This window comes from Streptomyces sp. AJS327, from assembly GCF_013450295.1.
Lineage (GTDB): Bacteria > Actinomycetota > Actinomycetes > Streptomycetales > Streptomycetaceae > Streptomyces.
Map to the genome: position 1 here is coordinate 1,120,569 of NZ_SKBR01000001.1, position 24,428 is coordinate 1,144,996.

The 24,428-nt window shown below is 71.3% G+C and carries 29 protein-coding genes and 1 pseudogene; 11 read left to right on the forward strand and 19 right to left on the reverse strand.

Features of this window, described 5'->3' with window-relative positions; translation table 11 throughout:
- Nucleotides 1–92 precede the first annotated feature (92 nt).
- The 12 genes and pseudogenes from E0L36_RS04425 to E0L36_RS04475 all read right to left on the reverse strand — a co-directional run bounded on the left by E0L36_RS04425 (nucleotide 93) and on the right by E0L36_RS04475 (nucleotide 10,645).
- A complete protein-coding gene (locus E0L36_RS04425) occupies nucleotides 93–1,883 on the reverse strand; it encodes a thiamine pyrophosphate-binding protein (RefSeq protein WP_180927508.1) in 1,791 nt (596 codons plus the stop codon).
- 179 nt (nucleotides 1,884–2,062) lie between these two features.
- Nucleotides 2,063–3,220, reverse strand: a complete 1,158-nt coding sequence (locus tag E0L36_RS04430; RefSeq protein WP_180927509.1) for an FAD-binding oxidoreductase — start codon at nucleotides 3,218–3,220, stop codon at nucleotides 2,063–2,065.
- Nucleotides 3,221–3,335: 115 nt separating this feature from the next.
- Nucleotides 3,336–4,100: an aspartate/glutamate racemase family protein gene (locus tag E0L36_RS04435; RefSeq protein ID WP_180927510.1), complete on the reverse strand. Its 765-nt coding sequence runs from the start codon at nucleotides 4,098–4,100 to the stop codon at nucleotides 3,336–3,338.
- Nucleotides 4,100–4,978 carry an ABC transporter permease gene (locus E0L36_RS04440; RefSeq protein WP_180927511.1) on the reverse strand — a complete coding sequence of 293 codons (879 nt, stop codon included), beginning with the start codon at nucleotides 4,976–4,978 and terminating at the stop codon, nucleotides 4,100–4,102. Before E0L36_RS04440 ends, E0L36_RS04435 begins: the two co-directional genes overlap by 1 nt.
- A 177-nt stretch (nucleotides 4,979–5,155) precedes the next feature.
- Nucleotides 5,156–6,175 (reverse strand): ABC transporter substrate-binding protein, encoded by a 1,020-nt coding sequence (locus E0L36_RS04445; RefSeq protein ID WP_180927512.1) that lies wholly within the window; start codon nucleotides 6,173–6,175, stop codon nucleotides 5,156–5,158.
- A 441-nt stretch (nucleotides 6,176–6,616) separates the two neighbouring features.
- The gene (locus tag E0L36_RS04450; RefSeq protein ID WP_308416626.1) at nucleotides 6,617–7,423 is read right to left on the reverse strand and encodes an ABC transporter ATP-binding protein; all 807 of its coding nucleotides are present in this window, start codon (nucleotides 7,421–7,423) and stop codon (nucleotides 6,617–6,619) included.
- Between the two features lie 158 nt (nucleotides 7,424–7,581).
- Nucleotides 7,582–7,795: pseudogene (locus E0L36_RS27415) on the reverse strand (SAM-dependent methyltransferase); the annotation flags it as partial.
- Between the two features lie 61 nt (nucleotides 7,796–7,856).
- On the reverse strand, nucleotides 7,857–8,078 hold the full coding sequence (locus E0L36_RS04455; RefSeq protein WP_180927514.1) for a hypothetical protein: 222 nt from the start codon (nucleotides 8,076–8,078) through the stop codon (nucleotides 7,857–7,859).
- 236 nt (nucleotides 8,079–8,314) lie between these two features.
- Nucleotides 8,315–9,058 (reverse strand): hypothetical protein, encoded by a 744-nt coding sequence (locus tag E0L36_RS04460; RefSeq protein WP_180927515.1) that lies wholly within the window; start codon nucleotides 9,056–9,058, stop codon nucleotides 8,315–8,317.
- A 230-nt stretch (nucleotides 9,059–9,288) separates the two neighbouring features.
- The gene (locus E0L36_RS04465) at nucleotides 9,289–9,507 is read right to left on the reverse strand and encodes a DUF397 domain-containing protein (RefSeq protein ID WP_180927516.1); all 219 of its coding nucleotides are present in this window, start codon (nucleotides 9,505–9,507) and stop codon (nucleotides 9,289–9,291) included.
- Between the two features lie 89 nt (nucleotides 9,508–9,596).
- Nucleotides 9,597–9,818, reverse strand: a complete 222-nt coding sequence (locus E0L36_RS04470) for a DUF397 domain-containing protein (protein ID WP_180927517.1) — start codon at nucleotides 9,816–9,818, stop codon at nucleotides 9,597–9,599.
- The gene (locus E0L36_RS04475) at nucleotides 9,815–10,645 is read right to left on the reverse strand and encodes a helix-turn-helix transcriptional regulator (protein ID WP_180927518.1); all 831 of its coding nucleotides are present in this window, start codon (nucleotides 10,643–10,645) and stop codon (nucleotides 9,815–9,817) included. The genes E0L36_RS04470 and E0L36_RS04475 overlap by 4 nt, the downstream gene beginning before the upstream one ends.
- 157 nt (nucleotides 10,646–10,802) lie before the next feature.
- On the opposite strand from E0L36_RS04475, the gene E0L36_RS04480 reads away from it, so the two are divergent.
- The 5 genes from E0L36_RS04480 (at nucleotide 10,803) to E0L36_RS04495 (ending at nucleotide 12,817) form a co-directional block, all read left to right on the forward strand.
- Nucleotides 10,803–11,033, forward strand: coding sequence for a hypothetical protein (locus E0L36_RS04480; RefSeq protein ID WP_180927519.1), 231 nt, complete (start codon nucleotides 10,803–10,805; stop codon nucleotides 11,031–11,033).
- Between the two features lie 268 nt (nucleotides 11,034–11,301).
- Nucleotides 11,302–11,625, forward strand: a complete 324-nt coding sequence (locus E0L36_RS04485; protein WP_180927520.1) for a hypothetical protein — start codon at nucleotides 11,302–11,304, stop codon at nucleotides 11,623–11,625.
- The gene (locus E0L36_RS27420) at nucleotides 11,609–11,743 is read left to right on the forward strand and encodes a hypothetical protein (protein ID WP_258015894.1); all 135 of its coding nucleotides are present in this window, start codon (nucleotides 11,609–11,611) and stop codon (nucleotides 11,741–11,743) included. Before E0L36_RS04485 ends, E0L36_RS27420 begins: the two co-directional genes overlap by 17 nt.
- Nucleotides 11,744–11,929: 186 nt before the next feature.
- Nucleotides 11,930–12,181 carry a hypothetical protein gene (locus E0L36_RS04490; RefSeq protein WP_180927521.1) on the forward strand — a complete coding sequence of 84 codons (252 nt, stop codon included), beginning with the start codon at nucleotides 11,930–11,932 and terminating at the stop codon, nucleotides 12,179–12,181.
- Nucleotides 12,182–12,280: 99 nt separating this feature from the next.
- Entirely contained in the window at nucleotides 12,281–12,817 is a 537-nt protein-coding gene (locus E0L36_RS04495; protein ID WP_180927522.1) for an NUDIX domain-containing protein, read from the forward strand.
- A gap of 410 nt (nucleotides 12,818–13,227) precedes the next feature.
- Here the strand turns inward: E0L36_RS04495 and E0L36_RS04500 are convergent, their stop codons facing one another.
- Nucleotides 13,228–13,752 carry a hypothetical protein gene (locus E0L36_RS04500; RefSeq protein ID WP_180927523.1) on the reverse strand — a complete coding sequence of 175 codons (525 nt, stop codon included), beginning with the start codon at nucleotides 13,750–13,752 and terminating at the stop codon, nucleotides 13,228–13,230.
- A 515-nt stretch (nucleotides 13,753–14,267) separates the two neighbouring features.
- A complete protein-coding gene (locus tag E0L36_RS04505) occupies nucleotides 14,268–15,338 on the reverse strand; it encodes a DMT family transporter (protein ID WP_180927524.1) in 1,071 nt (356 codons plus the stop codon).
- A gap of 261 nt (nucleotides 15,339–15,599) precedes the next feature.
- On the opposite strand from E0L36_RS04505, the gene E0L36_RS04510 reads away from it, so the two are divergent.
- The 3 genes from E0L36_RS04510 to E0L36_RS04520 all read left to right on the forward strand — a co-directional run bounded on the left by E0L36_RS04510 (nucleotide 15,600) and on the right by E0L36_RS04520 (nucleotide 17,182).
- On the forward strand, nucleotides 15,600–15,893 hold the full coding sequence (locus tag E0L36_RS04510) for a helix-turn-helix transcriptional regulator (protein WP_180927525.1): 294 nt from the start codon (nucleotides 15,600–15,602) through the stop codon (nucleotides 15,891–15,893).
- On the forward strand, nucleotides 15,890–16,273 hold the full coding sequence (locus E0L36_RS04515; protein ID WP_180927526.1) for a VOC family protein: 384 nt from the start codon (nucleotides 15,890–15,892) through the stop codon (nucleotides 16,271–16,273). Before E0L36_RS04510 ends, E0L36_RS04515 begins: the two co-directional genes overlap by 4 nt.
- A gap of 327 nt (nucleotides 16,274–16,600) precedes the next feature.
- Nucleotides 16,601–17,182, forward strand: a complete 582-nt coding sequence (locus E0L36_RS04520) for a dienelactone hydrolase family protein (RefSeq protein WP_180927527.1) — start codon at nucleotides 16,601–16,603, stop codon at nucleotides 17,180–17,182.
- Nucleotides 17,183–17,303: 121 nt separating this feature from the next.
- Here E0L36_RS04520 and E0L36_RS04525 read toward each other — a convergent pair whose 3' ends face one another.
- From E0L36_RS04525 to E0L36_RS04535, 3 genes are all read right to left on the reverse strand, one after another.
- Nucleotides 17,304–17,609: a hypothetical protein gene (locus E0L36_RS04525; RefSeq protein ID WP_180927528.1), complete on the reverse strand. Its 306-nt coding sequence runs from the start codon at nucleotides 17,607–17,609 to the stop codon at nucleotides 17,304–17,306.
- Between the two features lie 35 nt (nucleotides 17,610–17,644).
- Nucleotides 17,645–18,160, reverse strand: coding sequence for an NUDIX hydrolase (locus E0L36_RS04530; RefSeq protein WP_308416627.1), 516 nt, complete (start codon nucleotides 18,158–18,160; stop codon nucleotides 17,645–17,647).
- Nucleotides 18,161–18,592: 432 nt separating this feature from the next.
- Nucleotides 18,593–19,210, reverse strand: a complete 618-nt coding sequence (locus E0L36_RS04535) for a TetR/AcrR family transcriptional regulator (RefSeq protein WP_180927529.1) — start codon at nucleotides 19,208–19,210, stop codon at nucleotides 18,593–18,595.
- Nucleotides 19,211–19,278: 68 nt separating this feature from the next.
- On the opposite strand from E0L36_RS04535, the gene E0L36_RS04540 reads away from it, so the two are divergent.
- The 3 genes from E0L36_RS04540 (at nucleotide 19,279) to E0L36_RS04550 (ending at nucleotide 22,291) form a co-directional block, all read left to right on the forward strand.
- Nucleotides 19,279–20,613 (forward strand): alpha/beta fold hydrolase, encoded by a 1,335-nt coding sequence (locus tag E0L36_RS04540; RefSeq protein ID WP_180927530.1) that lies wholly within the window; start codon nucleotides 19,279–19,281, stop codon nucleotides 20,611–20,613.
- Between the two features lie 299 nt (nucleotides 20,614–20,912).
- Nucleotides 20,913–21,149: a hypothetical protein gene (locus E0L36_RS04545; RefSeq protein ID WP_180927531.1), complete on the forward strand. Its 237-nt coding sequence runs from the start codon at nucleotides 20,913–20,915 to the stop codon at nucleotides 21,147–21,149.
- Between the two features lie 467 nt (nucleotides 21,150–21,616).
- A complete protein-coding gene (locus E0L36_RS04550) occupies nucleotides 21,617–22,291 on the forward strand; it encodes a hypothetical protein (RefSeq protein WP_180927532.1) in 675 nt (224 codons plus the stop codon).
- A gap of 185 nt (nucleotides 22,292–22,476) precedes the next feature.
- Here E0L36_RS04550 and E0L36_RS04555 read toward each other — a convergent pair whose 3' ends face one another.
- Together E0L36_RS04555 and E0L36_RS04560 are read right to left on the reverse strand one after the other, a co-directional pair.
- The gene (locus E0L36_RS04555) at nucleotides 22,477–22,782 is read right to left on the reverse strand and encodes a hypothetical protein (RefSeq protein ID WP_180927533.1); all 306 of its coding nucleotides are present in this window, start codon (nucleotides 22,780–22,782) and stop codon (nucleotides 22,477–22,479) included.
- 626 nt (nucleotides 22,783–23,408) lie between these two features.
- Complete coding sequence (locus E0L36_RS04560) at nucleotides 23,409–24,242, reverse strand: CoA ester lyase (protein ID WP_180927534.1); 834 nt, start codon at nucleotides 24,240–24,242, stop codon at nucleotides 23,409–23,411.
- Nucleotides 24,243–24,428 lie beyond the last annotated feature (186 nt).

A 24,428-nucleotide genomic window follows, 5' to 3' on the forward strand; every position in this document is an offset into this window, starting at 1 on the left:
GCGGCTCCTTCCCCGTCCGCCCCGGGCGGCCTGCCCGGGGCTGGTGTGTGTGCCGTCCGGCGTGGCGGCACGGGTTCGTTCGGTCTCGTCTGTCAGTACACGGGGCGTTCGGTGTCGCCCGCGAGCGCGGCTTCCCAGGCGGGTACCGGGGGCAGGTGGTCGATCATGTGCGGTACCTGGACGTCCACGTACAGCGGGGCCGGGGACGCGGCGAACTCTCGTACAGTTTCCCGGAGTTTGCCCAGATCCCGCACCTGGATCCCGCGCACGCCGCATGCCTCGGCGACCGCCACCGCGTCGATGGTGCCCGGGTCGACGCCGAAGTACCGCCGCTCGGTGTAGAGATGCTGGAGCATCTTGATCCAGCCGAGGCTGTTGTTGGTGAACTGCACGTAGAGCACCGGGACTCCGAGCCGCGCGATGGTCTCCAGCTCGCCGCAGGCCATGGCGAAGCTGCCGTCCGCGGTGAGGGCGACGACCCGGCGGTCGGGGCGGGCGAGGCTGGCACCGACGGCGGCGGGGATGGCGTACCCCATGGGCCCGTGCCCGCGCGGCACGATGACGGTGCGCCCGGCGTCCCGAGTCCGCCAGTACACCGAGGTGTTGGGCGTCGGGGTGCCCGGGTCCGCGACGACGAGGGTGTCGGGGCCCAGCTCCTCCGCGAGGATCCGCACGATGTCGGAGGGCAGCAGCTGCTCGTCGGGGAGGTCGGGCAGCGTGGCGCGTTCGCCGCCCACGCTGCCGAGCGACGCCTCCCAGGCGGAGTTGGCCGCCCGCAGTTCCTCCCGGCGGATCTGGCGGACGGCGTCCGGGGCGCGGTCGACGGCGTCGAGGAGCTGGGCGAGCACGGTGTCGGCGTCTCCGACGAGCGGGATGCTGCCGGGGAAGTTGCGGCCCGCGCGGTCGGCGTCGACGTCGATCTGGATGACGGTGGGGCCGTTCCGGCTCGGCCCGGTCCAGCTGTTGGTGTCGGTGGCGTTGGCGCGGGTGCCGACCAGGAGCACCACGTCGGCCTCGGCCAGCAGCGTGTTGGCGTGCGCCCGGGCCCCGTTGTTGCCCACCGGACCGGCCGACCACGGGTCGCTGTCGGGGATGGCGCCCTTGCCGTGGATGGTGGTGGCGACCGGCATGGCCAGCCGTTCGGCGAGGGCGGCCAGGGTTCCGTGCGCCTCCGACACGTGGATCCCGGAGCCGACGAGCGCGGCGGGCGCGCTCCCCGTGGACAGTGCCCGCGCGGCCTCCCGCACCCGTTCCGCCTCGGCCGCCGGGCGGGTGCGGGGCAGTGCGGTGGCCCGCGCGGTCAGTTCTTCGGGCAGCCGCGCCTCGGCCGGTTCGACCAGCTGGTCCAGCACGTTCTCGGGGAGCACCAGGGCGACGGGTGCGGGGCGTCCGGTGGTGGCCTGGCGCAGCGCCTCGTCGAGCAGTGCCGGGATGTCGCGGGCGTCCTCGGCGAGGGCCCGCCACTTGGTGACGGCGCTGAACAGGGCGAGTTGGTCGATCTCGGTCAGCGCGCCGGAGCCCCGGCTGGCGGTGTGGATGTCGGAGGTGATGAGCAGCACCGGCACACCGGCCGCGTACGCCTCGCCGAGTCCGCCGACGGCGAAGGTGGTGCCGCCGCCGCTGGAGACCTCCACCGCGCCGACGCGGTTGCCGGTCCTGGCGTAGGCGTCGGCCATCTTGGCGGCGTGCCGCTCGTCGCGGGCGAGGATGTGCCGGATCCGGTCGGCGCGCAGGCTCAGCGCGTCGTAGAACACCACGCCGGTGTCGCCGGGGACGCCGAAGAGGGTGTCGACGCCCGCCGCGACGAGGCACTCCACGAGCAGGTCGGCGCCGCGCCTCGGGCCGTCGGCGGGGGTGGACGGGGGCAGGGTCGCTGCGGTCATGGTGGGGTTCTCCAGTCGGTCGGCGCGGGGAGCCGCGAGGCGGCGAGACGGCGGGACGGGGGGACGGGGGACGGGGGACGGCGAGAGGGCAAGCGGGCAAGCGGGCCGATGGCGCGGGGATGGGCGGGGTAGCGGGATGGACGGTGGAGCGGGCCGGGGCGGCGGCCGGGTGGCGCGGGTCAGAACCTGACGCCCTCGTCCACCGGACGGCCCTCGGCGAAACGGCTCAACCGCAGTGGTGCCAGGTCGAGTTGGGAGCCTCCGGTGAGGAGGAGTTCGGCGAGGGCCTCGCCGACGGCGGGCGCCTGCATGAAGCCGTGGCCGGAGAAGCCGACGGCGGCCCAGAGGCCCGGTACCTCCGAGGCGCCGACGAGGGCGTGGTCGTCGGGCGTCATCTCGCGCAGTCCGGCCCAGCCCCGCACCACGGCGGCCTCGGTCATGCCGGGCCAGCGGTGCACGAGCGCTTCGAGCAGCGGCTCGACGCGGCTCTCGTCGATGCTGGTGTCGGTGCCCTCGGGTGTCTCGCGGTCGTTGCCGCCGACGACGGCGGAGCCGCCGTGTTCCGGATGGACGTACGCGCCCGATCCCACGTCGACGGTGAGGGGCTGGGCGGCGTCGATCCACGGCAGCGGGGCGATGGCGAACGCCTGCCTGCGGTGCGGGGCGACGGGCAGCTCGATCCCGGCCAGCCGTCCGAGGGCGCGGGCCTGCGGGCCGGTGGCGATGACGACGGTGGAGGCCGTCACGTCCTCGGTGGTGGTGCGCACCCCGGTGACCGTTCCGTCGGCGTCCCGGAGGAAGCCGGTGACCTCGGTGTTCCGCCGGATGTCGGCGCCGCGGCGGCGCGCCGCCCGGGCGAAGCCCGCGGTGGCGTCGGTGGGTGAGGCGGAGCCGTCGGTGGGGCAGTAGGCGGCGCCCACCAGACCGTCGAGGCGGACACCGGGGGCCAGCGCGGGTACCTCCTCGGGGGTCAGGAGCCGGGAGGGCACGCCGAGTTCGTTCTGGGTGCGGACCGCCGTCGCGAAGGCCGCCGCGGTGTTCTCGTCGTCCAGCAGGAAGAGGTAGCCGTGCTGGCGGAAGTCGAAGGGCTCGCCGGTGCGTTCGGTGAACTCGCTGAAGAAGTCCACGGAGCGCCGGACGAGTTGGGCGTTGACGCGGGAGGTGAACTGCTGGCGTATGCCGCCCGTCCCGTAGGCGGTGGTTCCCTCGCCGAGTTCGCCGCGTTCGATCAACACCACCTCGCGGTGGCCGAGTTGGGTGAGGTGGAAGGCGAGGGAGGTGCCGACCACCCCACCTCCGACGATGACGATGCGCCCGTCGGCGTGGCTGCCGTTCACTGTCGCTGCTCCTTGTCGGGTGAGGATGCCGCATCGGGGACCCGCCAGGGCGCGGTCGCCGGTGGTGGCCGTGGGAGGGGGCTGGCCGGTGGGGTGGCTGGCGTCGGGGTGCCGCTCAGCGGGTGGGTGGCCCCGCGGCTCCGGCCTGGAGCCAGTGGGCCATGGTGATCGCGTCCCAGACGGGCAGTCCGGTGGCGTTCCGCACGGCGGGCGCGTAGGGCGGGAGGTTGGTGCACTCGAAGACGAACGCGCCGATCGACGGGTCGTCGGCGAGGGCCTTCCGGCAGACGGCGACCACCTCGTCCTCGGCCCGGGCCACGTCCAGCGGACCGTCCTGGCCGACGACCACGGGGTAGAAGTGGTCACCGTCCTCCAGACCCACGACGCGCAGCCGTTCACGGTCGGCCGGGTCGATCCCGGCGCCGTCGAAGTGCCGTTCGTCCAGCGTGGACGAGTTGACGGTGACCAGGCAGAGCTTTCCGCCGGGCGGGAGTATCCGCAGTAGCAGCGGGATCTGGAGCAGGCTGGAGGTGGCGACCGGGGCGTCCAGCAGCCGGGGCAGCTCCCGCTGGTAGATGGCGAGGAAGCCGCAGGAGGTGGTGAGCAGCCGCGCTCCCCGCTCCAGCAGGCGCCGTCCGCTGTCGACGAAGCGGTCGAGCAGGCCGTGCGCCGCCTCCTCCACGACGTGTGGCACGGGGGCGCCGCGGGTCGGTTCGTAGTGCACGGGGAAGGGGAGGGTGTGGCCGTGCGCGATGTCCCCGACGGGACGGGGGAAGTCGGCGTCGAGCAGGATGACGCCGAGGTCGACGCCGTAGGTCGGCTTGCCCCGCTCGATGAGTTCGGTGGGCCGGCTGGCGGGGGCGCGGGTGGGCTCGCTCATCAGTGTCCCTCCTTGGAGGCCCAGCGCAGCGGCCGTCGGCTGAGCAGCACGATCAGCTGGTCGCAGGCGAGCCCGAGCGCCCCTACGGTGAGCATCGCGGCGATGACGTACGGGAACAGGAACTGGTTGTAGGCGTCGAGCAGGACGTAGCCGATGCCGGACTTCGCCCCCAACGCCTCGGTGACCACGACGGTGGTCCAGGCGATGGCGGTGCCCACCCGCAGCCCGGTGACGATCGAGGGGAGCGCGGCCGGGAGCACGATCCGGGTGAGGACCTGCGGTTTGCTGGCGCCGAGCATCTCCGCGGCCCGCGTGTACTTGGCGTCCGCCGAGCGCGAGCCGTCGACCGCGTTGACGTAGATCGGGAAGAAGGTGGCCAGCGCGGTGAGGAAGTAGGCGGGCTTGTCCCCGATACCGAAGATGATCAGGGCGAGCGGGATCCACGCGGTGACCGAGATCGGGCGGAGCGCGTTGACGGTCGGGTCGATCAGCTTGGCGACGGACGCGAAGTGCCCCACCAGGATGCCGAGGAGGACCGCGAGGACGGTGCCGATGGCGAAGCCCACCCCGATCCGGGTGGTGCTGACCAGCACGTGTTCCAGCCAGGTGCCGCTGTAGACGGTGGCCTCGGCGCTGGTGCTGGCGATCCAGTCCACCAGCGCCGTGACGACCTCCGTGAACGGGGGGAACAGTCCGCCGCCGAGCAGTTGGGCCCGGCCCACCCACTCCCAGCTCGCGAGGACGAGGACGGGGAACAGGGCGTAGAGCGCCGCCGAGCCGAGCAGTCGCCGGGCCGCCAGCCCGCCGGGTGGCGCCTTGCCGGGGGGTCCGGCCTCGTCGGTGTCGTCGCTGACGGGCTCGGTGTCCGTCATGGTCATCGTCGCACCTCCTCTTCCGTGGCCGTGGCCAGGGATGTCGTCGTTCGTGAGCCCGTGAGCCCGTGAGCCCGTGAGCCCGTGAGCCCGTGGAGCCGTGAGTCCGTGGAGTCCGTGGAACCTGTGGAGCCGTGAGCCCGTGAGCCGGTGGAGGCCGTCATCCGGCGGCCGGTGGTGGGGTCAGGAGTCGCCGAGCTTCGCCGGTGATCTGCCGGTCGCCTTCGACAGCGGCCCGTAGTCGACGGTCTTCGCCATCTCGGCCGACACGTCCTTGGAGATCTGCCCGCCCCGGTGGAGCCGCTTGGCGACCTCGACCATCTGCCGCTTGTCCACGGAGGTCTCCGGGCTGACGTTCTTGATGCCCTCCTGGAGGTTCTTCCGGTCGCTGACCGCGAGCTTGCCGAACTCGGTCAGCCACCAGTCCTCGTCGGAGGTGATCTTCTTGTGGGCCTTGTCGTAGCCCTGGAGGACGGCCCGCAGCTCCTTCGGGTGCTTCTTGCGGAACGAGTCGCTGGCCGCGAGGCCGGTGTTGAGCCGGAAGGAGTCCTCGTACAGGTCCTTGCGCAGAGCCGGGACCTCGTGCCCGTAGCCCTTCCGCACCGCCTCGGCGGCCTGCGGCTCCCACAGGCTGACGGCGTCCACGTCCCCACGCTGGAGGGCGAGCAGCATGTCGGGGGCGCCCGCGACGTTGCTGAACTTCGTGTCCTTGTCGAGGTTCAGCCCCTGCTCCCGCATGGCGAGGGCGAGTTGCTGGTACTGCGTGGAGCCACGGACGCTGCTGACCCGCTTCCCGCGCAGGTCCTTCCAGGAGGAGACCTTGACGCCCTTGCGCACCAGCAGCCGCGTGCCGCCCTCGGCCGCGCCCGCCACGTAGGAGTAGTTGACCGGTCCGCGCACCAGAGCGGTCGCGGTGTTGTTGAAGCCCATGGTCATCATGTCCAGCGAGCCGGACTGCATGGCCACCAGCATCTCGTTGTTGCTCTTGAACGGGGACAGCTTGATCTCGATGTTCGAGTCCTTGACGAACTGGCTGGTGGTGGCCCAGTGCGTGGTGTGCACGGTCGGCACCCAGCCCGCCCGGATGACGACCTTGCCGCCGCCGGACGACGAGGAGGACTCGCCGCAGGCGCTGAGTACGGAGGCGAGAGCGGTGACGACCGCTGTGCCGATGACGAGGGTGGGTACGGACCTCCGGCGCATCGTGGCTCCTAGCAGAGAGGAAGGGGAGGGAGGAGGGAGGGGAGCTGGCGAATCGGGATGAAGTGGGCACCGAACACCGCCGAGGCGACCCGAAACGGCCGCGGACCGGACCGGGCACGGTGGCGGGACAGGGGCGGGACAGCGGACGGGACAGCGGGCCAGCCGGGCCGGAACGGTGGCGAGGCGGGGGACGGTTCGCGTCGGCCGTTCGCGTCGGCCGTTCCTGGTGGGCGGGGTGCGCGGCCGGGGTGCGGCGCGGCGTGGGGCCGGGGACGCGTCCGGGACGTGGGCGCCGGACGGGGTGGGCCGGGGCCGGGAGCTGACGCGTCGCCGAACGGGATGAACGGGGGTGCGGGGCCCACGAGTTGGGCCGGACACCGGGTGGCGCGGAAGCGGGCAGCGGGCGGGTGGGACCCCGGGGTGTGGGCCCGTCGCGCCGGGTCAGACCTGCGCGGCGGCGCGCACGCTCTCGCTGTGGATCAGCTCCAGCACGTGCCGCTTGAGTTCCTGGAAACGCGGGCTGGTGGTCAGCGCGTAGTCACGGGGACGGGGAAGGTCCACGTCCACCACCTCCTTGAGGCGGCCCGGCCGCGCCGTCATCACGTAGATGCGGTCGGCCAGCAGCAGCGACTCGTCCACGTCGTGCGTGATGAACAGGACGGTGGTGCGCTCCTTCTCCCAGATACGCAGCAGGAGTTCCTGCATCACCATCCGGGTCTGCGCGTCGAGCGCGCCGAACGGCTCGTCCATCAGGAGCACTTCGGGACTGTTGACCAGGACCCGGGCGAGGGCGACGCGTTGCCGCATCCCGCCGGACAGCTCGCCCGGCAGGTGGTTCTCGAACCCGTCCAGGCCCACCTCGGCCAGGACTTCGGTGACCCGGTCCTCGTACTGGGTGGCGGACTCCTTCCGCAGCCGGGGCCCCAGGGTGACGTTGCGCCGCACGGTGAGCCACGGCAGCAGGTTGGCGTCCTGGAACACCACCCCCCGCTCCGGCCCCGGCCGCGCCACGTTCTTCCCGCTGACGGAAACGCTGCCGGTGGTGGGGCGCATGAAACCGGCGATGAGGTTGAGCGCGGTGGACTTCCCGCAGCCGCTCGGCCCCAGCACCGCCACGAACTCCCCCTCACCGACGGTGAGTCCGAGATCGGAGAGGGCCCGCACCGGGGTGCGGCCACGGCGGGCCGGGAACTCGACGGTGGCACCGCGGATGTCGACCTTGGGTGTAGCTGTGGATATCGCTGGCACGGCAAAACTCCCGTTCGCACTGTTGCAGCGGAGTGGGGCACACGGCCCGACCCTTCGCACACCGCTTCGCATGCGAAGTTGTGTGTGGAGTGTGGGGCGCACGCGTAACCGTGTCAATGGGTGCTGCACGGATCGCCGTCGAGCCCTCCCGGCCCGCGGACTCCAAGGTGACCCCATCGGTCTGAAGTCTGGTCGCACAGCAAGGAGTGAGGCCAACTCCCGTGGGCCTCACCCCTTGCTGTGCGAGAAAGGCCAGTGCGCGGCCGGTGCCACAGCCGATCTCCAGAGGGACTCCGGCGTCCCGAGGAATTCGGGCCCGGGGCCGTGCCCGGCGTACTGGGTCCAGCGGAACGACGGCTCCGCCTCCCGCACGGTCTCTGAGGAGAAGACCCCGCCAGTCGGCGGGGTCTCTCAGGTCATCGCGCGGTGTGCGTCAGCGGCCGGTCAGGCAGTTGAGCAGCAAGGTCTGGTTCGTGGGGTTGTTGACCGCGTCGACGGCGCAGCCCACCACTCCGACGATGTCCACGGTGATGTTGAGGGTGGCGTCGATGGGGCCTTCCGCCGCCTTCTCGGGGGCGGCGCTCGCGGTGGACATGCCGCCGATGGTCAGCGCGAGCGTCAGCGGGGCAAGAACGAGAGCGGATCGAAGGCGCACAGTGAGTTCCTCTCAGAGGAGACTGGCTTTCGGGAGAGCCCAGAATGACGGAGTTGGCAGTGCTCCGACAAGACTGCGGCGGCCCTGTGTTGACGGTATGTCAGCGAAGAACGGGGACATCGTCCGCGCACCGTGGGACCAACCGGAACCGTTCCACCGCACCCCGCACACATCGCACGCCGCACGCATCGCACAGCGTCCGCACGTCCCGCGCGCCCCAGCTCGTCCGGGCGTTCTCAGCGGCGACGACGGCTCGCGAGTACCCCGAACGTGACCACGGCCGTCAGTACGGGCAGCCCGGCCAGCAGGGCCGCGGGGTGGAGCAGCGTGTCGACGTACGGGTTGGGCTCGGGGTCGCTGTTGGTCGGAAGCTCACCCATGGCCAGCGCGGTGAAGAAGATCGCGACCCCCACGAAGAAGCCGAGCAGCCCCAGAAGAACGGCCATCTGCATCGCGAAGGCCAGCTCCTGCCAGTTTCGGCCGTCCGTCGGGCCCGTCGTGGTATCCGCCCAGCGGACTTCGCGGACGGGTCTCCAGTACGTCCTGTAGAGGAGGAACAGGGTGAACAACAGGAAGAAGAGCCCGACGGAGACGAACGTTCCGTAGAGTGCCGAGGTCTCGCTGTCCCAGCGCAGCACGGCGAAGAGGATGGGCCCGACGAACACGGCGGGCAGGACGAGCCAGCAGAGCAGATAGGTCCGGACGACCTCGGTCCAGCGGACCCGGGACCTGCCGACGATCTCGTAGGTGGTGGTCGTCCGGCTGGTGAGAAGCCCGCTCTCGTCGCGGTACCCGGTCTGCCGCACGTAGTACCGGCTGAGCGGGACGATCGGCAGGAGGACCATGAACCAGCAGGTGGCGAAGAACCCGCCGCTCTCGTCGGCACGGGAGTTGTGCAGCAGCATCGTGCCGATGGCGTCGTAGGTCCCCAGGTCGGGGAGGTCTTCGTCGCCCGCCAGCGGATACAGGGGGTCGGCCATGCGAAGGATGGTATGCGCCCTCGCGTCAGCCGCGAAGGTCCCAACACCTCACGGAATACGGGCTCTTGGGCTCACTCCGCTCCCGTCCGGCATGACACACGCGTCCGTCCAGGGCACCAACCGTGCCCTGGACGCGACCGCTGTCAGAAGCGGTCCGGATGCGCCCCTGCCCATGACACAGGCCCCGCCTTCCTTGGGAGGATCGGCGGGGCCTGTGGGAGATCTGGGAATCAGCTGGCGTCCAGGTCGCCACTGTTGAGGGCGGTGGTGAACGTGGTCCAAGTGGCCGGTGCGAAGGTCAGGTTCGCGCCGTGGGAGATCTTGGAGTCGCGTACGGGAACGGTTCCCTGGGTGGCCAGGTCAGGTGCCCACTCAACGCAGTCGCCACCTCCACCGTTGCTGTAGCTGGACTTGACCCATGTGACGTGATGGTCGGTGCTGTGCGGCATGTGTCCTCCTTCGGTCACTGGATGGCTACCCATGACACAGGCCCCGCCTTCCTTGGGAGGATCGGCGGGGCCTGTGGGAGATCTGGGAATCAGCTGGCGTCCAGGTCGCCACTGTTGAGGGCGGTGGTGAACGTGGTCCAAGTGGCCGGTGCGAAGGTCAGGTTCGCGCCGTGGGAGATCTTGGAGTCCCGGACGGGAACGGTTCCCTGCGCGGCCAGGCTCGGGGCCCATTCGACGCAGGAGCCGCCGTTTCCGTTGCTGTAGCTGGACTTGACCCAGTCCGCGCGGGAGAGGTCCGGGGCGGTGCTCATGTCTGTAGTCCTCTCATGACTCCGTGGATGTGCGCCGCCGTGTCGGTCGGCGACAGGGCGTGAGCCCGTAGACGATCGTATGCCCGGCCACGGGCCATGACAGCCTCTGTGTCCTCCAGAAGATGTCCCGAGGAGATACCTTCTTCGTACGCCACTACTGAGCCGTTCTCCAGAGTGAGCAGATCCAACGAGCCACCCGCCAGGGCGTGTCCGCCGTGGGAGAAGGGAAGCAGTTGGATAAGCGTCGTCCCGGTGTCGACGTTCTCCGTCAGGACTTTCAACTGCTCCTGCATGACGGTCGGTCCGCCGAAGGAGCGCATCAGGACGGCCTCATCGAGAATGACCGAGATATAGGTCCTGGGCTCTCGGTGGAGTAATTCCTGACGACTGGCTCGCGCTGCGGCCAGCTGGTCGATCTCGTCCTCCGTGGCCCGAGGGTTGTGTGCACGGAACAGTGCCCGTGCGTACTCCTCGGTCTGGAGAAGGCCGGGTACCAACTGCCCGGCGTAGAAGCTGATATCGGTGGCCCGGGCCTCCAACTCCATTCGCCGTCGGTACTGGTCCGGATGGACCTCGCGGCGGGCGAGACTGTACAGCTCCTCGAAGATGCCGTCCGTGCCGAACACCTCGTCCAGCTTGGCTGGCAGCTCAGGCGGCGGCATGTACTCCGCTGTCTCGATGCGGGACAGATGGCTCTTGCTCACGTTCACCACATGCGACAGTCCTTCGAGACTCATCCCGGCCCGGGCTCGGAACATTCGGAGCTTGGCCCCGAAGAGATGTCGGGCAGAGCGGTCCGGGGTGAGATCGCGCGGTTTGGCCCCCACAGGGCAACTCCCCTTTCCCGTAAAGCTGGACGCAACGTGTTGTGCCTTCATTTACGGCTTGCTGGACGCAACGCTATCCGTGCCAAGCGCCCATGTCTTCAGTTTTGGGCGAACACCTCGTCGCACGGAGGACGAAATGTCGAAGACGGATAATGCTATGAACAATCGAGGCGCTATTCCGGAGGCGGAGCGGGTGCGGCGGGAGTTGCGGGATGCGTTGGAGGCGGCGGGGGTGATGCTGCCGTCGCTGGGGTTGGATCCGCTCTCGTGTACGGGACCGAATCCGCGTCCGTTGATCGATTTGGGGCGTTGTGACATGGCCACCGCACGGGGGTTGACGGTCCTGTTGCGGGAGCATCGCGAGTGGGGGCGGGGGATGGAGCGGTGAGTGTGTATCGGGTGTGGGCCCGGGTGTGGTTGGCGGGATGGTTAGTGCTGTGGGGGCGTCGGTGAACGGCTGGGCGGCGATGACGGGTTACGGGGTGGCGGTGGGCAGCGTGGTGGCTGTCTACGTGTGGTGTGTGAGGGTCTCGCGCGCGTCGAGGAGGGATGTGGCCGAGGTGGGCGCGGAGCCCGTGGAGGGGTTTGTTCCGACTGGTGGTGGCGTGTGGCTGGTGGGGCGGTGTGGGCTGTACTGCGGGCGGGACGGTGTACGGGTGACCGCCTTCCGAACGGTCCCGACGCCCTGGGGGCGGCTCCAACTCTTCGGCTGCGTCCCCTGTCTGCGCCAGCTGATCGACCTGGAGCGGGCGCGCACCCGTGAACTCACCGCTCCCTTCCGTACCCCGATCGGTGCCGGACTCCTGCCCGCGTCGCGGACCTCGGACGCCGACGAGCCAAGCCCCCAACCCCAGCCCCAGCCCCAACTCCGCGCCAGCGATGGGGCGTTGGAGCGTGCGGCGGCGGAACCACGGGTGTCGCACCACGTGCCGAGCGCGCCGCTGTGGTGTCCCGGGAGGTGCCGTGGCCCGGGGCTGTGACCACCGTTGGCAGACGCGCCGCGACCACCGGTGGGAGACGCGCTGCGATCACCCCACCACCGTCGTCCGCGAGGGCAAGACCCACTGCGGCACCTGCGGCCGACAGCTCTACCTCTGATCCACCTCTGAACTCCCCCCTGAACTTCCCCCCCAACTCCCCATCACCGACCAGTGACTGCGCATGCTCCCCACCTCACCTCCCGCTCCGCGCCAGGCGGCGCCGGACCCATCCCCCGAGCCGGGCCCCGGACCTCCATCACCGGCCCCGTCGGACCCGTTGGACCCGTCGGACCCGTTGGACCCGTTGGACCCGCCGATCGGTGAGTACATCCCGGATGGTGACCACACCCGGAATGGACCGGATGGCTACCGGTGTCCGCCGGAGCTGGACCGGCCGATCCTCGCGGTCGCGCTGACCTGCGTGACCGGCCTGCTCACCCTCGCCATCGCCCTCGCCGCCTGCCAACCCACCCCCACACCACCACCCTCGACGACGACACCACCATCCGGCGGCCAGATACCCACCCGCTGCCCCACGGCCGACCAACACGACTGACACACACGCCAGTTCACCCACAACGACGTACGACACCGCCACGCTGCGCACGAGAAGCGACGCACCACCACACACGACGAAAGGCGAGGCCAGCACTTCATGCACACCGAGTACGACTTCAGTCACCCGCCCGGACGGCGCCTGGGCGCCCTCGCGCTGATCACCAACCCCGAGGGTCACATCCTGCTCGTGGAGAAGATCTACCGGAAGGAGAAGGGCGACCCCCACCCCTGGGGCCTGCCCGGCGGCTGCGCACAACCCGACGAGGACCTGCACGACGCCTTCCGCCGCGAACTACTGGAGGAGACCGGGCAGCGCATCGAACCCGGCGACCTGCTCACCGTCCACCACATGCCCGCCAACCCACCCCACCGCGAAGGACTCAACTTCGTCTTCGACGGCGGCACCCTCCACCCCACCACCCCCATCACCCTCCCCCAACACGAGTTAAGCGCCCACGCGTTCGTCCCCCTCGACGACCTCCACCACTACCTCGCACCCCACCAACTCCTCCGCGTCCGCACCGCCGTCCGCAACGCCCTCAACGGACACCGCACCGCCTACCTCACCGCCGCCCACCCCACCACCACAAGCAGCACACCACACCCCACGACGACCACGACCACCCCCACCTGAACCCACCCCATCGACACCAGGTCCTGTTCGGCGGATGGCGCGACCTCCTCGCCCTCGACGCGTTGGCGTGTCCATGGGGCGGGGAGATCGCGCGAATGAGGACCTGTCTCGCCGGGAAAGCGGACGCTGGTCCCTGATCCTGGTGGTCACGCCGGGTGAGTGGGTGGTGTCCCGCAATTCGATCCCGTCGTGGCAGGTATCCGAGTCGGCAGGACGACGTACCCGCGGAGGACCGAGCGTGAGCGGACGATCAACGGTCTCAGGAACTCCCGGGCTGTGGCCGCGAGATACGACGAGTTTGCCTCGTTCTCGGCACCGTCACCGTGGCCTCGATTTCAGCCGCTGGCTTCGCCCATGATCGGCTGGGCAGTGGCCGGTCAGCGGCCGGTCAGCGCGCCTGACCGGTCGCACTACCGCTTGTCGCAGCCGTCAGGTGTCATCGTCTCCCGCACCGTCTTCCACTCCCGCCCCGCTTTGTCCTCCGGGGGGCGCACGTCCTTTCCCCAGTTCTCGTCCTTGACCAGGTGGGTGCGGTGCCGGGGATACGTACCGGCCTTCGCCAGGGGGTACTCCTTGGTGCCGTGCCGCGCTTCCATCAGGTCGTGGTCGGCGCAGTACTCCAGCCTGGCCTTGCGTCCGCCGTCGTATACGGAGACCTTCGGGGCGTAGAACCGTGTGTGGCCCCACAGTTCCAGTTCCGTGTCGCGGACACCCTTGGCATAGGCGGTCCGGCACTTGTGCGCCTGCGAGCCCTCCAGATACCAGTCCTTGATCAACTCTTCGTAGCGGTACGTGCCGTCCTCGTCTTTCGAGTCGGTCATCAGCATCTGGGTGTTGCGTTCGGCCTTCGCCGCGGAGTCCAGTACTGCCTGCTTGCCCTTGTCCTTCGATTTCCAGTCGGAGAAGGCGGCACCCACGTGGGCGATCGAATGCATGGAGGGCTGGTCGTCGGGCAGGGAGCGACCGTTGTGTGCGGGCTTCCCGTTGTCTCGCGGGTTACTGCCGCACGCACGGGTACCTTCGGGCCACTCGCCATCCCTGCCCTCGTCCTGGTGGCCCTGGCCGCAACCAGCTACAGCCGCCACCGTCAGCACGCAGCAGGCAACGGTCACCCCCACCCGACCGTTCTTTCGAGCCCGGCGAAGATCTCCCATCATCCGCCCTTCCTCTCCACGGCCGCTGACAGTGCTGACCGCACACCCTAGGAGGCGCGCGCCGGGCCTGGAAGAGACCCCTGACCCCTGTCCCGTTGACGACCGGATACCGAGGAGGGTGTCACGTGATCTGCGGGGTACTGCCCAACCCACCTCCAGCACACCGGCGTTGCCCACGCCACACCAACCCGCTCCGGGGCCGCCACCGTCACCTTCTCTCCACGGGACGGCCCCGGAGCGACCCCGTTGGAGGGCACATCGCCCCTCCGAGCGCGGGGGCGCGCGCTAGTCGGGGGTCAGTCGGGGGCGGTGGTGTGGGTCTCCGGGCCCGGGGGCGTGGTGCTAGGCGCCACGTTCGGCCCCGCACCCGGTTCCGCCACGAGTTCCGGTTCCGGTACGGACCCCGTCCTTGGTTCGGCTGGTTCGGCCGGTTCGCCCGGTTCAGCTGGTTCGGGGGTCGGTGCCGGTGCCGGGGTGCGGCGAAGACCGGCGAGACGCGAAACGGCCACTCCCGCAAGGCAGATGGCTCCGCCCAGCATGGTCACCGGTCCCGGCACCTCGCCGAGCGCGGCCCAGGAGATCAGGACCACGAAGACGGGGACGACGTACGTGGTGGCGCCGAGCCGTCCGGCAGGGGTGCGGGCCAGCGCGTAGGCCCAGGTGCTGAAGGCGAGGGCGGTGGGGAAGAGGCCCAGGTAGACGAGGTTGACCGTCGCTGACGGCGGGGCCTCCGCCAGTCCCGTCACCAACTGGCCGCCGAACGGCAGGCAGGCGACGGCGCCGACGGCGCATCCGAGCGTGGTGACCTGGGCCGGGCTCGCGTAGCGCAGCGCGGGTTTCTGCGCGACCACGCCGATCCCGTACCCGAGGGCGGCCACCAGGCAGAGCGCCACTCCGCCCAGGGAGGACGGTCCGTCGCCGGACACCGACAGGGCGACCACTCCGGCCCCCGCGAACGAGACGGCTATGCCGATGAGGAGGGGCGCGGGGAAGCCCTCCTTGAGGAACCATCCGCTGAGCAGGGCAATGATGAGGGGGCCGACGTTGACGACGAGGGCGGCCGTGCCCGCGTCCACGATCTGCTCGGCCCAGTTGAGCGCGACCATGTAGACGCCGAACCACATCACGCCGGACGTCAGGATCCCGGGCCAGGCCCGGCGGTCCGGCCACTTCCCCCGCTGGAGCAGGAAGACGCAGCCGAGCGCCAGCGAGGCCGTCAACAGCCGCCCTAACGCCAGCGCGCCGGGGGTGTAGTGCTCGGCCGACACCCGTATGGAGACGAACGCCGAGGCCCAGAGCAGCATGGAGACGGTCATGGCCGCGAGGGCTCGCTGATCGATCCGACGTCTGTCGGTCACCTGTTCCATCCCCGCACGGTACGTGGGCCGATGACGGCGATCGAGCGGAAATCGGCCGTGGTCCTCGGCCCCGGTCCTCGCCCGTGGTCCTTGCCCCTGGTCCTTGCCCGTTCGCGTGCGGTGCGGGGCCGGGTCCCGGTTCCCAGGGAGGGGTCCCGGGCGGTGGGGTGCGGCCCGGATGGGAGGCGCCGGATGGGAGGAGGGGCGGGATGGGATGTGTGGGAGAAACCGGGGTTGATAGGCAAGTCGCTACTTGCCTATGCTGAGGGTGTGGCTGACGATGTGTTCAAGGCCCTGGCCGACCCCACCCGGCGGCGCATCCTCGATGAGCTGGTGGAACGGAACGGTCAGACGCTGTTCGAGATCTGCGGGCGGCTGAGCACCAAGCACGGCCTGGGGCTGTCCCGTCAGGGGATCAGTCAGCACCTCGCCGTACTGGAGGCCGCGGGTCTCGTGCGGACCCGGCGCCAGGGCCGATACAAGTTCCATGACCTGAACACCGAACCGCTTGAGCGCGTCGTGACCCGATGGCTCAGGCCGGACATACCGGAGCGTGCCCCATGAGGATCGACCTCACCAGCGTCTGCGTCGACGACCAGGACACGGCCCTGCGCTTCTACACCGAGGTCCTGGGTTTCGTGAAGAAGTACGAGGTGCCGCTCGGCGAGTACAAGTGGATCACCGTGGTCTCCCCGGAGGAGCCGGACGGCGTCGAACTGGCGCTGGAGCCGGGCCACCCCGCTACGGCCGCGTACAAGGCGGCGCTGGTCGCGGACGGCATCCCCGCCACCTCCTTCGCCGTCGACGACGTGCGGGCCGAGTTCGCGCGGCTGCGTGAGCTGGGCGTGCGGTTCACCCAGGAGCCGACGGACATGGGCCCGGCCACCACGGCCGTACTGGACGACACCTGCGGCAACCTGATCCAGATCACGCAGTACACCTGACCCCACGCCGCGCTCCCACCGCCCACCACGGCCCCATCGCGCGCCGGACCGGTGTCGTCCCCGTCTCCCTGTCGGGTCGTCGCCCCGTCACACCCCGACGGGACGGGGCGACGCCGCCTCCGGTGGGTCGGGGTCCCGTCGAACCAGCGTGGGAACGGCCGACGGTCACGGGAGCTTCGTCGCGCGTCCGCCAACACCTCTTGACGTAGGGCGAGTTGGCGTCTTTCCGCATGGCGGCCGGGACGTGGCGGGGTCTGGGCGGGAACGATCCGGGACGTGAACGAACGTGCTGGTCACCGTCGTTGGCCGGTGAGACATGATGACCCGATGGCACACATCGCACTGTTCCACTCCGTCCTCGGCCTGCGCTCCGCCGAACGTCTCGCGGCCGAGCGGCTGCGCCGCGCCGGGCATGAGGTGGTCACACCGGACCTCTTCGGTGGTGCGACCGCCGCCACGCTCGACGAGGGGTTCCGGCTGGTCGACCGCGTCGGATGGACCGCGATGATCGAGCGCGCCCGGCGGGCCCTCAAGGGGATGCCGGACGAGACGGTGCTCGCTGGCTTCTCGATGGGCACGGGCGTGGTCGTTGACCTCTGGGCGGAGCGCCCCGCGACGGCCGGGATCCTCCTCCTGCACGCCGTGCCCGACCTTCCCGGAGCTGTTCGTCCCGGCACGCGGGCGCAGCTGCACGCGGCGGAGCAGGACGAGTTCGCACCGCCGGAACGCGTCGCCAACCTCCGCCACGAGGCACGGGAGTTGGGCGTGGAGCTGGAGGTCTTCCGCTATCCCGGCGCGGGCCACTTCTACGTCGACCGGGAACTCCCCGACCACGATCCCGCCGCGGCCGAACTGACCTGGGACAGGGTGCTGACCTTCCTGGGTGAGGTCGAGCAGCCGCCTCAATGAGCGCCGCAACAGGGCGAGTTGGGCGGTCACTCTGTGCCCCACGGCGAGTTCGCCGTACGCCACCCCGGACTCGCTGTCCCACACGGCCGGTTCGCCGTGTGCCGCGCGGCGCCGGGGTGGTTCAGCCGGGCCCTCGTCGTCGGACGATCACGTGGCCCACGAACAGCGCGACGCCGAGTACACCGACGCCCACCCCGGCGTAGCCGACGACCTGGCCGTGTGTCTCGCTGTCCCGCATCTCGGCGTAGTCACGACCGTGGCTGAAGCCACTGTTGGCGGGATAGCACTGGTCGCCGGGTTCCATCACGTCCTCGCCGCAGTGGACGGCGTCGCCGTTCGTGAGCGCCGAGACGTTGTTGACGACCAGGACGAGGGCGGTCACGAGCAGCGCACCGGCCAGCAGCTTGATCCACGGACGTGTCAGCACCGCACCAGGCTACTGAAGGGCGGTCGCGCGAGCGCTCACTCGTCGCCCAGGTGGCGAACCAACGCCAACGTCTCGGTGAGTTGGGAGTGTTGGGGCTGGGGGAGCTGGTCCAGCGGGAACCAGTCGAGCGCGTCGAACTTGTGGGGCTCCCCGATGGCGACGTGCGCGGGGTCCACCCGGACCGCGAAGACCACCGCGACCCAGTGGGACACCGGGCTGCCGCGCAGGATGTTGCGGACGCCGAGCGTCTCGATGGTGAGGGCTTCGGCGACGTACTCCTCGCGGACCTCGCGGCGCACCGCCTCCTCGAAGGTCTCGCCGTGTTCGAGGCCACCGGCGCCGGTGTCCCAGGTACCCGGCTCGTCGCGGGCGCCCTGGCCGCGACGGGCCAGCAGGACCCGGCCCGCCCCGTCGTGGCAGACGAAGACACAGGAGACGGTGGGGGCTGTCAGAGCCTGGTCGCGGGGGCTTACGGGCGGGGTGCTGGTCATCTTCCTGCTCTCCTTGACGAGTTCACTGTTCCCGGGCCCCGAGGTGGCCCGGCTGCTCACGGAGGGCGCGTCCTGCGTCGCGGCTTCAACGTGCGCGCCTCGCAATCGAGTTGCCCGCACCCAATCGGCCCCGCGCCCACATGCGTCCGCGCCCACATGCCCCCGCGCCCACGCATGCCTACGGGACGCGGACCGTGGGGCGCCCCGTCCTCGCGGTCCTGTGGCTGTCGGAGTGACGGCACCGGGCTGGACCGTCGCACGCATGGCTAACGCCCGTGAGCTGTCCGGGGGTTGGGAGCCTAGTGACGGCGGGCCCGCGTCCGCCAAGGGATTCCGGGGACGGGCGATCCTCGGGGCATGCGGTCTCAACCTGCCGCGCCGAAGCGGGGGTTGAGCATGCGTGCTGGTCCCGTGCGGGGTGCGCGCCGCTGTTTCGGCCGAGGTGGGGGAGGCCGGAGTGGGGGAGGGGGCCGGATGCCGGGCTCCGGCCGGTCAGCCGGAGCCTTCGGCTTGACGAAGGTCCCGGAACACCGCGGGAGTCGTCCAGCCGCGCAGCGCGGCGCGGATCGTCGAGTCGAAGGCGGCCTCGGCCGTGGCGGGGTCGAGTGCTCCGGCCAGTTCGAGCGTCACGAGCCCGTGCAGGGTTCCCCAGATCGCCAGGGCGATCGACGTCGCGTCGCCAGCGAGGACGGACGCGGTCAGGGCGCGATCGATCGTCGTGAGGAGGGGCCGGACCGGGTCGCTGGTGCCGACCTCGCCCGACGGGTCGAAGGATCGCACACCGCCGAACAGCACCGTGTACAGGTGGCTGTGCTCGCGTCCCCAGCACCGGTAGGCGACGGCGAGGGCGTAGAGGTCGGCGAGGGGGTCCGCGGAGGGAGGCACCGCGGACAGGTCCTGGTACAGGCTGGCGACGGCGCGGTCGCGTACGGCGCTGATGAGTCCGCCCTTGCCGCCGAACAGCGAGTACACCGCCGTCGTCGACGTCTCGGCGGCGGCGGCCACGGCGCGGACCGTGACCGACTCCCGTGGGCGGGTGGCGAGTAGCTCGGTCGCGCACTCCACGAGCCGTTCTCTGACGGCCTCGTCGTTCGTTCTGGGCCTGACCACGGCCAGCAGCGTACCTCCTCTGGTAACGTCGTTTTGAAACAGCGTTCTGAAACTGCCGGAGGTCCGTCGTGTCCACGTCCGTCATACGCCTCGCCCGTCTCACCGGACGTTTACTGCTCGGGCTGGCCGCCGTCGCGACGCTGGCCGTCGTCTTCCTCGCGCTGATCTCCCTTACCGACGGGGCGGGTTCGGGGCTCGTCGCGTGGGCGACGACCCTCGGAGCCGGGGTCGCTCTCGCGCTGTGGCGAGGCAGACGGCGCACCCGGTGGGCCCGGCTCGTCCCCTTCCTGCCGGTGGCCGTCGCGGCGGCGCTGACGGCGACGGTCTGTGTGCCGACCGTGCCCACGACCCGGCAGTACCCGCCCGCCCTCCCCTTCGTGGCCACGCAGCACTGGAACCTGTCCACGGGCAGCCGGGTGGCGGTGTACCACTACCCGCCCGCGAACTCCCGCGCCCGGCACCCCGTCCCGCTCGTGTACCTCAACGGCGGACCGGTGCGCGGTATCTCGGTGATCGACCACCGGTTCCTGCGGCACCTGGCACGCAAGGGCTACGACGTCTACGCCTACGAACAGGCCGGTGGTGGACGGAGCGAACTGCTCCCGATGAGCCAGTACTCGATCTCCCGGTCGGTCCGCGACCTCGCCGCCTTCGTCGACCGCCTGGGCAAGGGAGACGTCGACGTCCTCGGATTCTCCTCGGGCGGGACCGTGCTCACCCGGGCCCTGGCCGAGCCGCGCGTCGCCGAGCGCCTGCACCGGGCGGTCATCGCCGAGCCCGGCCCGATGGACGGCCCCACCGCGCGCCTCGATGGACACAGGGGCCGACCGTCCGCGCGCGGCCTCGCCCCGGACGTGTCCGGACCGCGTTCGACGCACGTCCCCCGGTACGCCGTGGCGTTCGGCCTCATGCGGCTCGGGTTCCTCACCCCAGACACCGGACTGATCGGGCAGGCCGAGGGCGACAACGCCTTCGCCGCCGCGGACCTCGGCGGCGACACCGCGTCCGCCTACTGCGCGCGCGACGCGCATCGCATCCCCGACGAGGACACCGCGCGGAACTTCTCCTTCAGCCCCGCCGCCAGCCTCCGCGTCCAGCGGACGGTCCGGGACTCCCCCTCCATCGCCCCGAAGCTGCGGCGCTCCCGGACCCCCGCGATGCTGATGATCGCCGAGTGCTCCTCCCAGGTCCGTCGGTGGGCGACCGCCATCCTCGCCCATGACCCCGCCATCCGCCGCACGCAGTACCTGCCGGGAGTCGGACACCGCCTGTGGAACGGCCTCGACGACAACAACGAGCGGGCCGCCGCCGTCATCTCGGCGTTCCTTCAGGACAGGCCAGCGCCGCTGCCGAACTTCCCGACCCGCGAGGAGATTCCCACCTTCCTGCGCGACCGCGGGTGAGGTGCGGAGGAGGACGTCGCGGTCCGTCACGGGCGGTTGGCCGCCCCTCGACGCCTCGTCCGGAGCGAGTGGCGGGAGCGGGAGGCGGGGAGTGTCGCAGCCACGTCCGACAGTGGGGGGAGCGTCCGACAGGGGCCGTGGGATGGGCCAACGGCCCCTCGTATGGGACGAGTTCGGCGTGCCCTGACGGCTGCGGGCGGACGCCGGGGAGATGCTGTCGCGTCCCGTCCGCCCCCTGCTGGATCCGTGCCGGTCCCGCTAACCTCGGAGGACAAGCCGGGTCTGACGGGGGGAAGCTCGTGGCGACGTGTCCGTCCTGCGGTCGGGAAGAGGCTCAGTTCGGCGAGTGGAAGTGCGGGTACTGCGCCGGCCTGGAGCTGGGGAACGCCTACCACCGGGGCGGTCTGCCCGAGGTCGAGCGGGTGAAGGAGCGGAAGCGCTCCGAGAACCGGGGTGGGGGTGGGGGCTGTCTGCTCGTCCTCTTCACCGGTGGGGCGATCACGACCGCGCTGGAGATGGCGCACCGCCTGACGTGAGCCCGCGCACCACACGGCCGGGTGTCCGTCATCGACCGTCGTCGACGCGTGCTCCGGAGGCGAACCCACCGTCAGAAGCGGGGAGTTGGGTGCCGCGGAACGGCGGTTCGCGGTGGCGTCACGGCGTGAACCGGCGCGGAGTGGAGTGGGACCCCGGGGCCCGACGGAGCCCCGCTCAGGCCGAGTCGGAGGACGTCGGGAGGAGATCGACAGGAGGTCGGAGTAGGGGGCAGGCCGGGTCCTCAGGGGGTGGTGCCGTCAGGGACGAGGACGGCGCACCGGGGGAGCCGGGGTCGCCGGGGTGGGGCGGCTCGGGGTGGGGAGGCGAACAGCGGGCTCGGCGGCGTCAGTTGGGGCTGTACGGGAGTTCGGCGTGGGGTGTGGAGATGGTGCGGAGTCTGTCACCGGGGGTGTGGACTCCGATACGGTCGGCGCTCGGCGGAGGCGGTCGGTGGGGGAGGCTCGCGGTGCGAGAGTGCTGGTTCTGCGGTGGTGAGGTGACGGACCCCTGGTACAACCGCCTCATCGGGTTCCACCGGGGCGCGGAGACCGGAATGACCCGCTGGGTCGTGGTGCTTCGGACCACGTGGCAGGCCGAGGTGGTGGAGGTGCCGCGCTGCACGCGCTGCTACGGCGGCCATGTGGCGGAGCGGGTCGCGCTGACGGCCTCCGGGGTCGCCCTCGTCGCGTACGCCGCCTTCGGCCAGTTGGACAGGCTCCTCGGGATCCTGCCGACCACCTCGGCGGGGAGGGCGTGGGCGGTGGTGTGGGCGGTGGCGGCCTGCCTCCCCGCGCTGTGCTGGCTGGCGCTCCGGCAGGGGTGGTTGCCGGGGAGGCGTCTCGCCCCGCGTGGGCTGCACTACGCCCGCCACCACCCGGAGGTCATCCGACTGCGGGAGGACGGCTGGCGGTTCCGCCCGGGCCCCTTCCCGTACTGGATGCTGCCCGCGGGCGGGCACGCTCCCGCACCGTCCACCCGGTTCCGGCGGTGGGTGGGGGCGGGCAGCGGACTGCTCGGGGTGGGCTGCTTCGTCACGACGATCGTCCTGTACTTCCAGGACCACGAGGAGGTGGCGGGCGGTTTCCTGGCGGCGGCCGGGGTGCTGCTGTTCCTGTCGTCCAGGGTCGATCCCGAGGACTGACCAGTCACCCGGGCGTGGCCCTCACGAGTGGCGAACCGCTCGCCACGAGGCCCGCGTTGGGAGTTGTGGGGGCCGTGGGGCCTGGCGGGGACCGGCCGGGCGCCGGGGGACGCGGACGCGCGGGTGGGGTGCGCGCACGGGACGGCGCGCCCTGGCGGACGGTGCGCCAGGGGCGCGGGCCCGGTCTAGGCGGGTGTGGGTGTGGGGGCGGGCGGGGTGGGAGGGGTGAGGGCGACGGTCAGTACCAGCAGCGCGGCGGCGGCCACGGCGAGGACGACGGTGCCGCGTAACTCGCCCCGCTCGTCGGGGGATGGCATGTACGGGTAGGCCGAGGGGCGGTGGTGTCCACAGACCGGGCAGTGCACCATCGCCGGTACGTGCCGGGGCCTCCGGCGGGGTTCGGGGTGACGGCCGAGCCGCTCGCCGTCGCAGTGGAAGGGCTCGCCACTCCCGTGGTGGTCGGGGTGCTCGTCGTGCTCGTGGTGTCGCATGGTCCGGTTCCGTGAGTCCCGTCGCTGGTACCTGGTACGTCCCGTTGTCTAACTGCGGGAGCACCACCGGGGGTTGGGGATTCGGCCAATTGCTGACGAGCCGCCCGGGTGTGCTGGCCCGCGGGCGTGGGAGACCGTGCGGGACTGTCTTCTGGCGTCGCGCGGGCGGGAGTTGGGGGCGGTGGGGCGGGGACGGAACGAGGGTGGGGCGCGGACGGCGTGGGGCGTGCTGCCGCGTGTGGTGGTGGGGTTCTGGTCTGGAGGGTTGGCCGGATGGAGTCGCCGGGCGCGGGTGGGGGGTTATGGGTGTGGGTGATGGCGGACCGGCCGCCGGGGTGGCCGGGGGAGGGAGTGGCGCGCCGGAATGGTCGCCCTGCGTGGTGGTGATCCGTGCGGAGGGTTATCCTGGGTCCCGTAACTCCCGTGATCGGCCGCCGAGTTGGCTCGGCGGCCGATGCGCGTCCGGGCGCTGTGCGCGGTGTGGGGCGCCCTTCCGGCAGGGGTGCCGTCGCCCCGCGCGCTGGCAGTGGACCGGCGGGGTGGGTGGCCGCCGCGTCCGGCCGGGGAACCGCGTCCGGCTGGGCGGATGACCCGTCGGGGGATCGGGGCGTGGCGTCCGGAGGCCGTCAGGGGTGGCGGGGGGCGGTCGAGAGCAGGCGGCGGGCCTGGCGCACCACCGCCTCGTCGATCATGCGGCCGGAGTCGTCCACGGCGGCCCCGGAGCCCGCGCCCTCGTACCGTGCGATCAGCAGCCGCGCCCGGTCGAGTTCGCGTTCGCCGGGGGTGAAGACCTCGTTGACGACGGCGAGTTGGGCGGGGTGGACGCAGGCCCGGCCGCCGAAGCCGAGACGCCGGAGGGCCAGGGTGGAGCGCCGCAGCGCGTCCAGATCGCGGAAGTCGGTGCTCACGGGGCCGAGGGGCGGGGCGAGCCGGGCGGCGGCCGAGGCCAGGACGAGCTGGGAGCGCGCCCACAGCAACTCCCGTTCGTCCTCACCAGGTTGGATGCCGGTGTCGGCCCGCAGGTCGGCCTCGCCGAGCTGGACCCGGGTGACGCGCGGTCCGTGGGCGAGGAGTGGCGCGGCGAGCAGCGCCGCCGCCGACTCCAGCAGCGGGCAGAGGGCGATGCCCGGCACGTCAGCCAACTCGGCGGCGACGGCGTGCAGTTCGTCGACGTGCTCGGTCTTGGGGACGAGGAGGCCGGTGACGGCGGGCAGTGCCACGGCGGCGGTGTCCGTCAGCCCGGGGGGACCGTGGTTGATCCGTACCCAGATCTCCGGGCCCGGCGTGGTCCCGGCGGGTGGGAGGCCGGACAGCCAGGCCGCGCTGGCCGCGCGGGCGGCGTCCTTCTCGGCGGGCGCCACGCTGTCCTCCAGGTCGAGGAGGACGGCGTCGGCGCCGCGCTGGAGGGCCTTCGCCAGCATCTCCGGGCGGTTCCCCGGCACGTAGAGGGCGGATCGCACGGTTCTCTCCTCGGGTGACGGCGGACGGGGGACAGGTGTCGGCGGACGGGGACCGGTGGACCGGGAGGGAGGGGTAACGGGCTGTCGCGGGTGGGGAGTTCGGGCGGCCCGGCCGGTTGCCGACGAGCCCGGCCGGGCCGCCCGCCCCCCGTCCCCCACCCCGGGGGCCCGTCGCCGGGGGCGCGG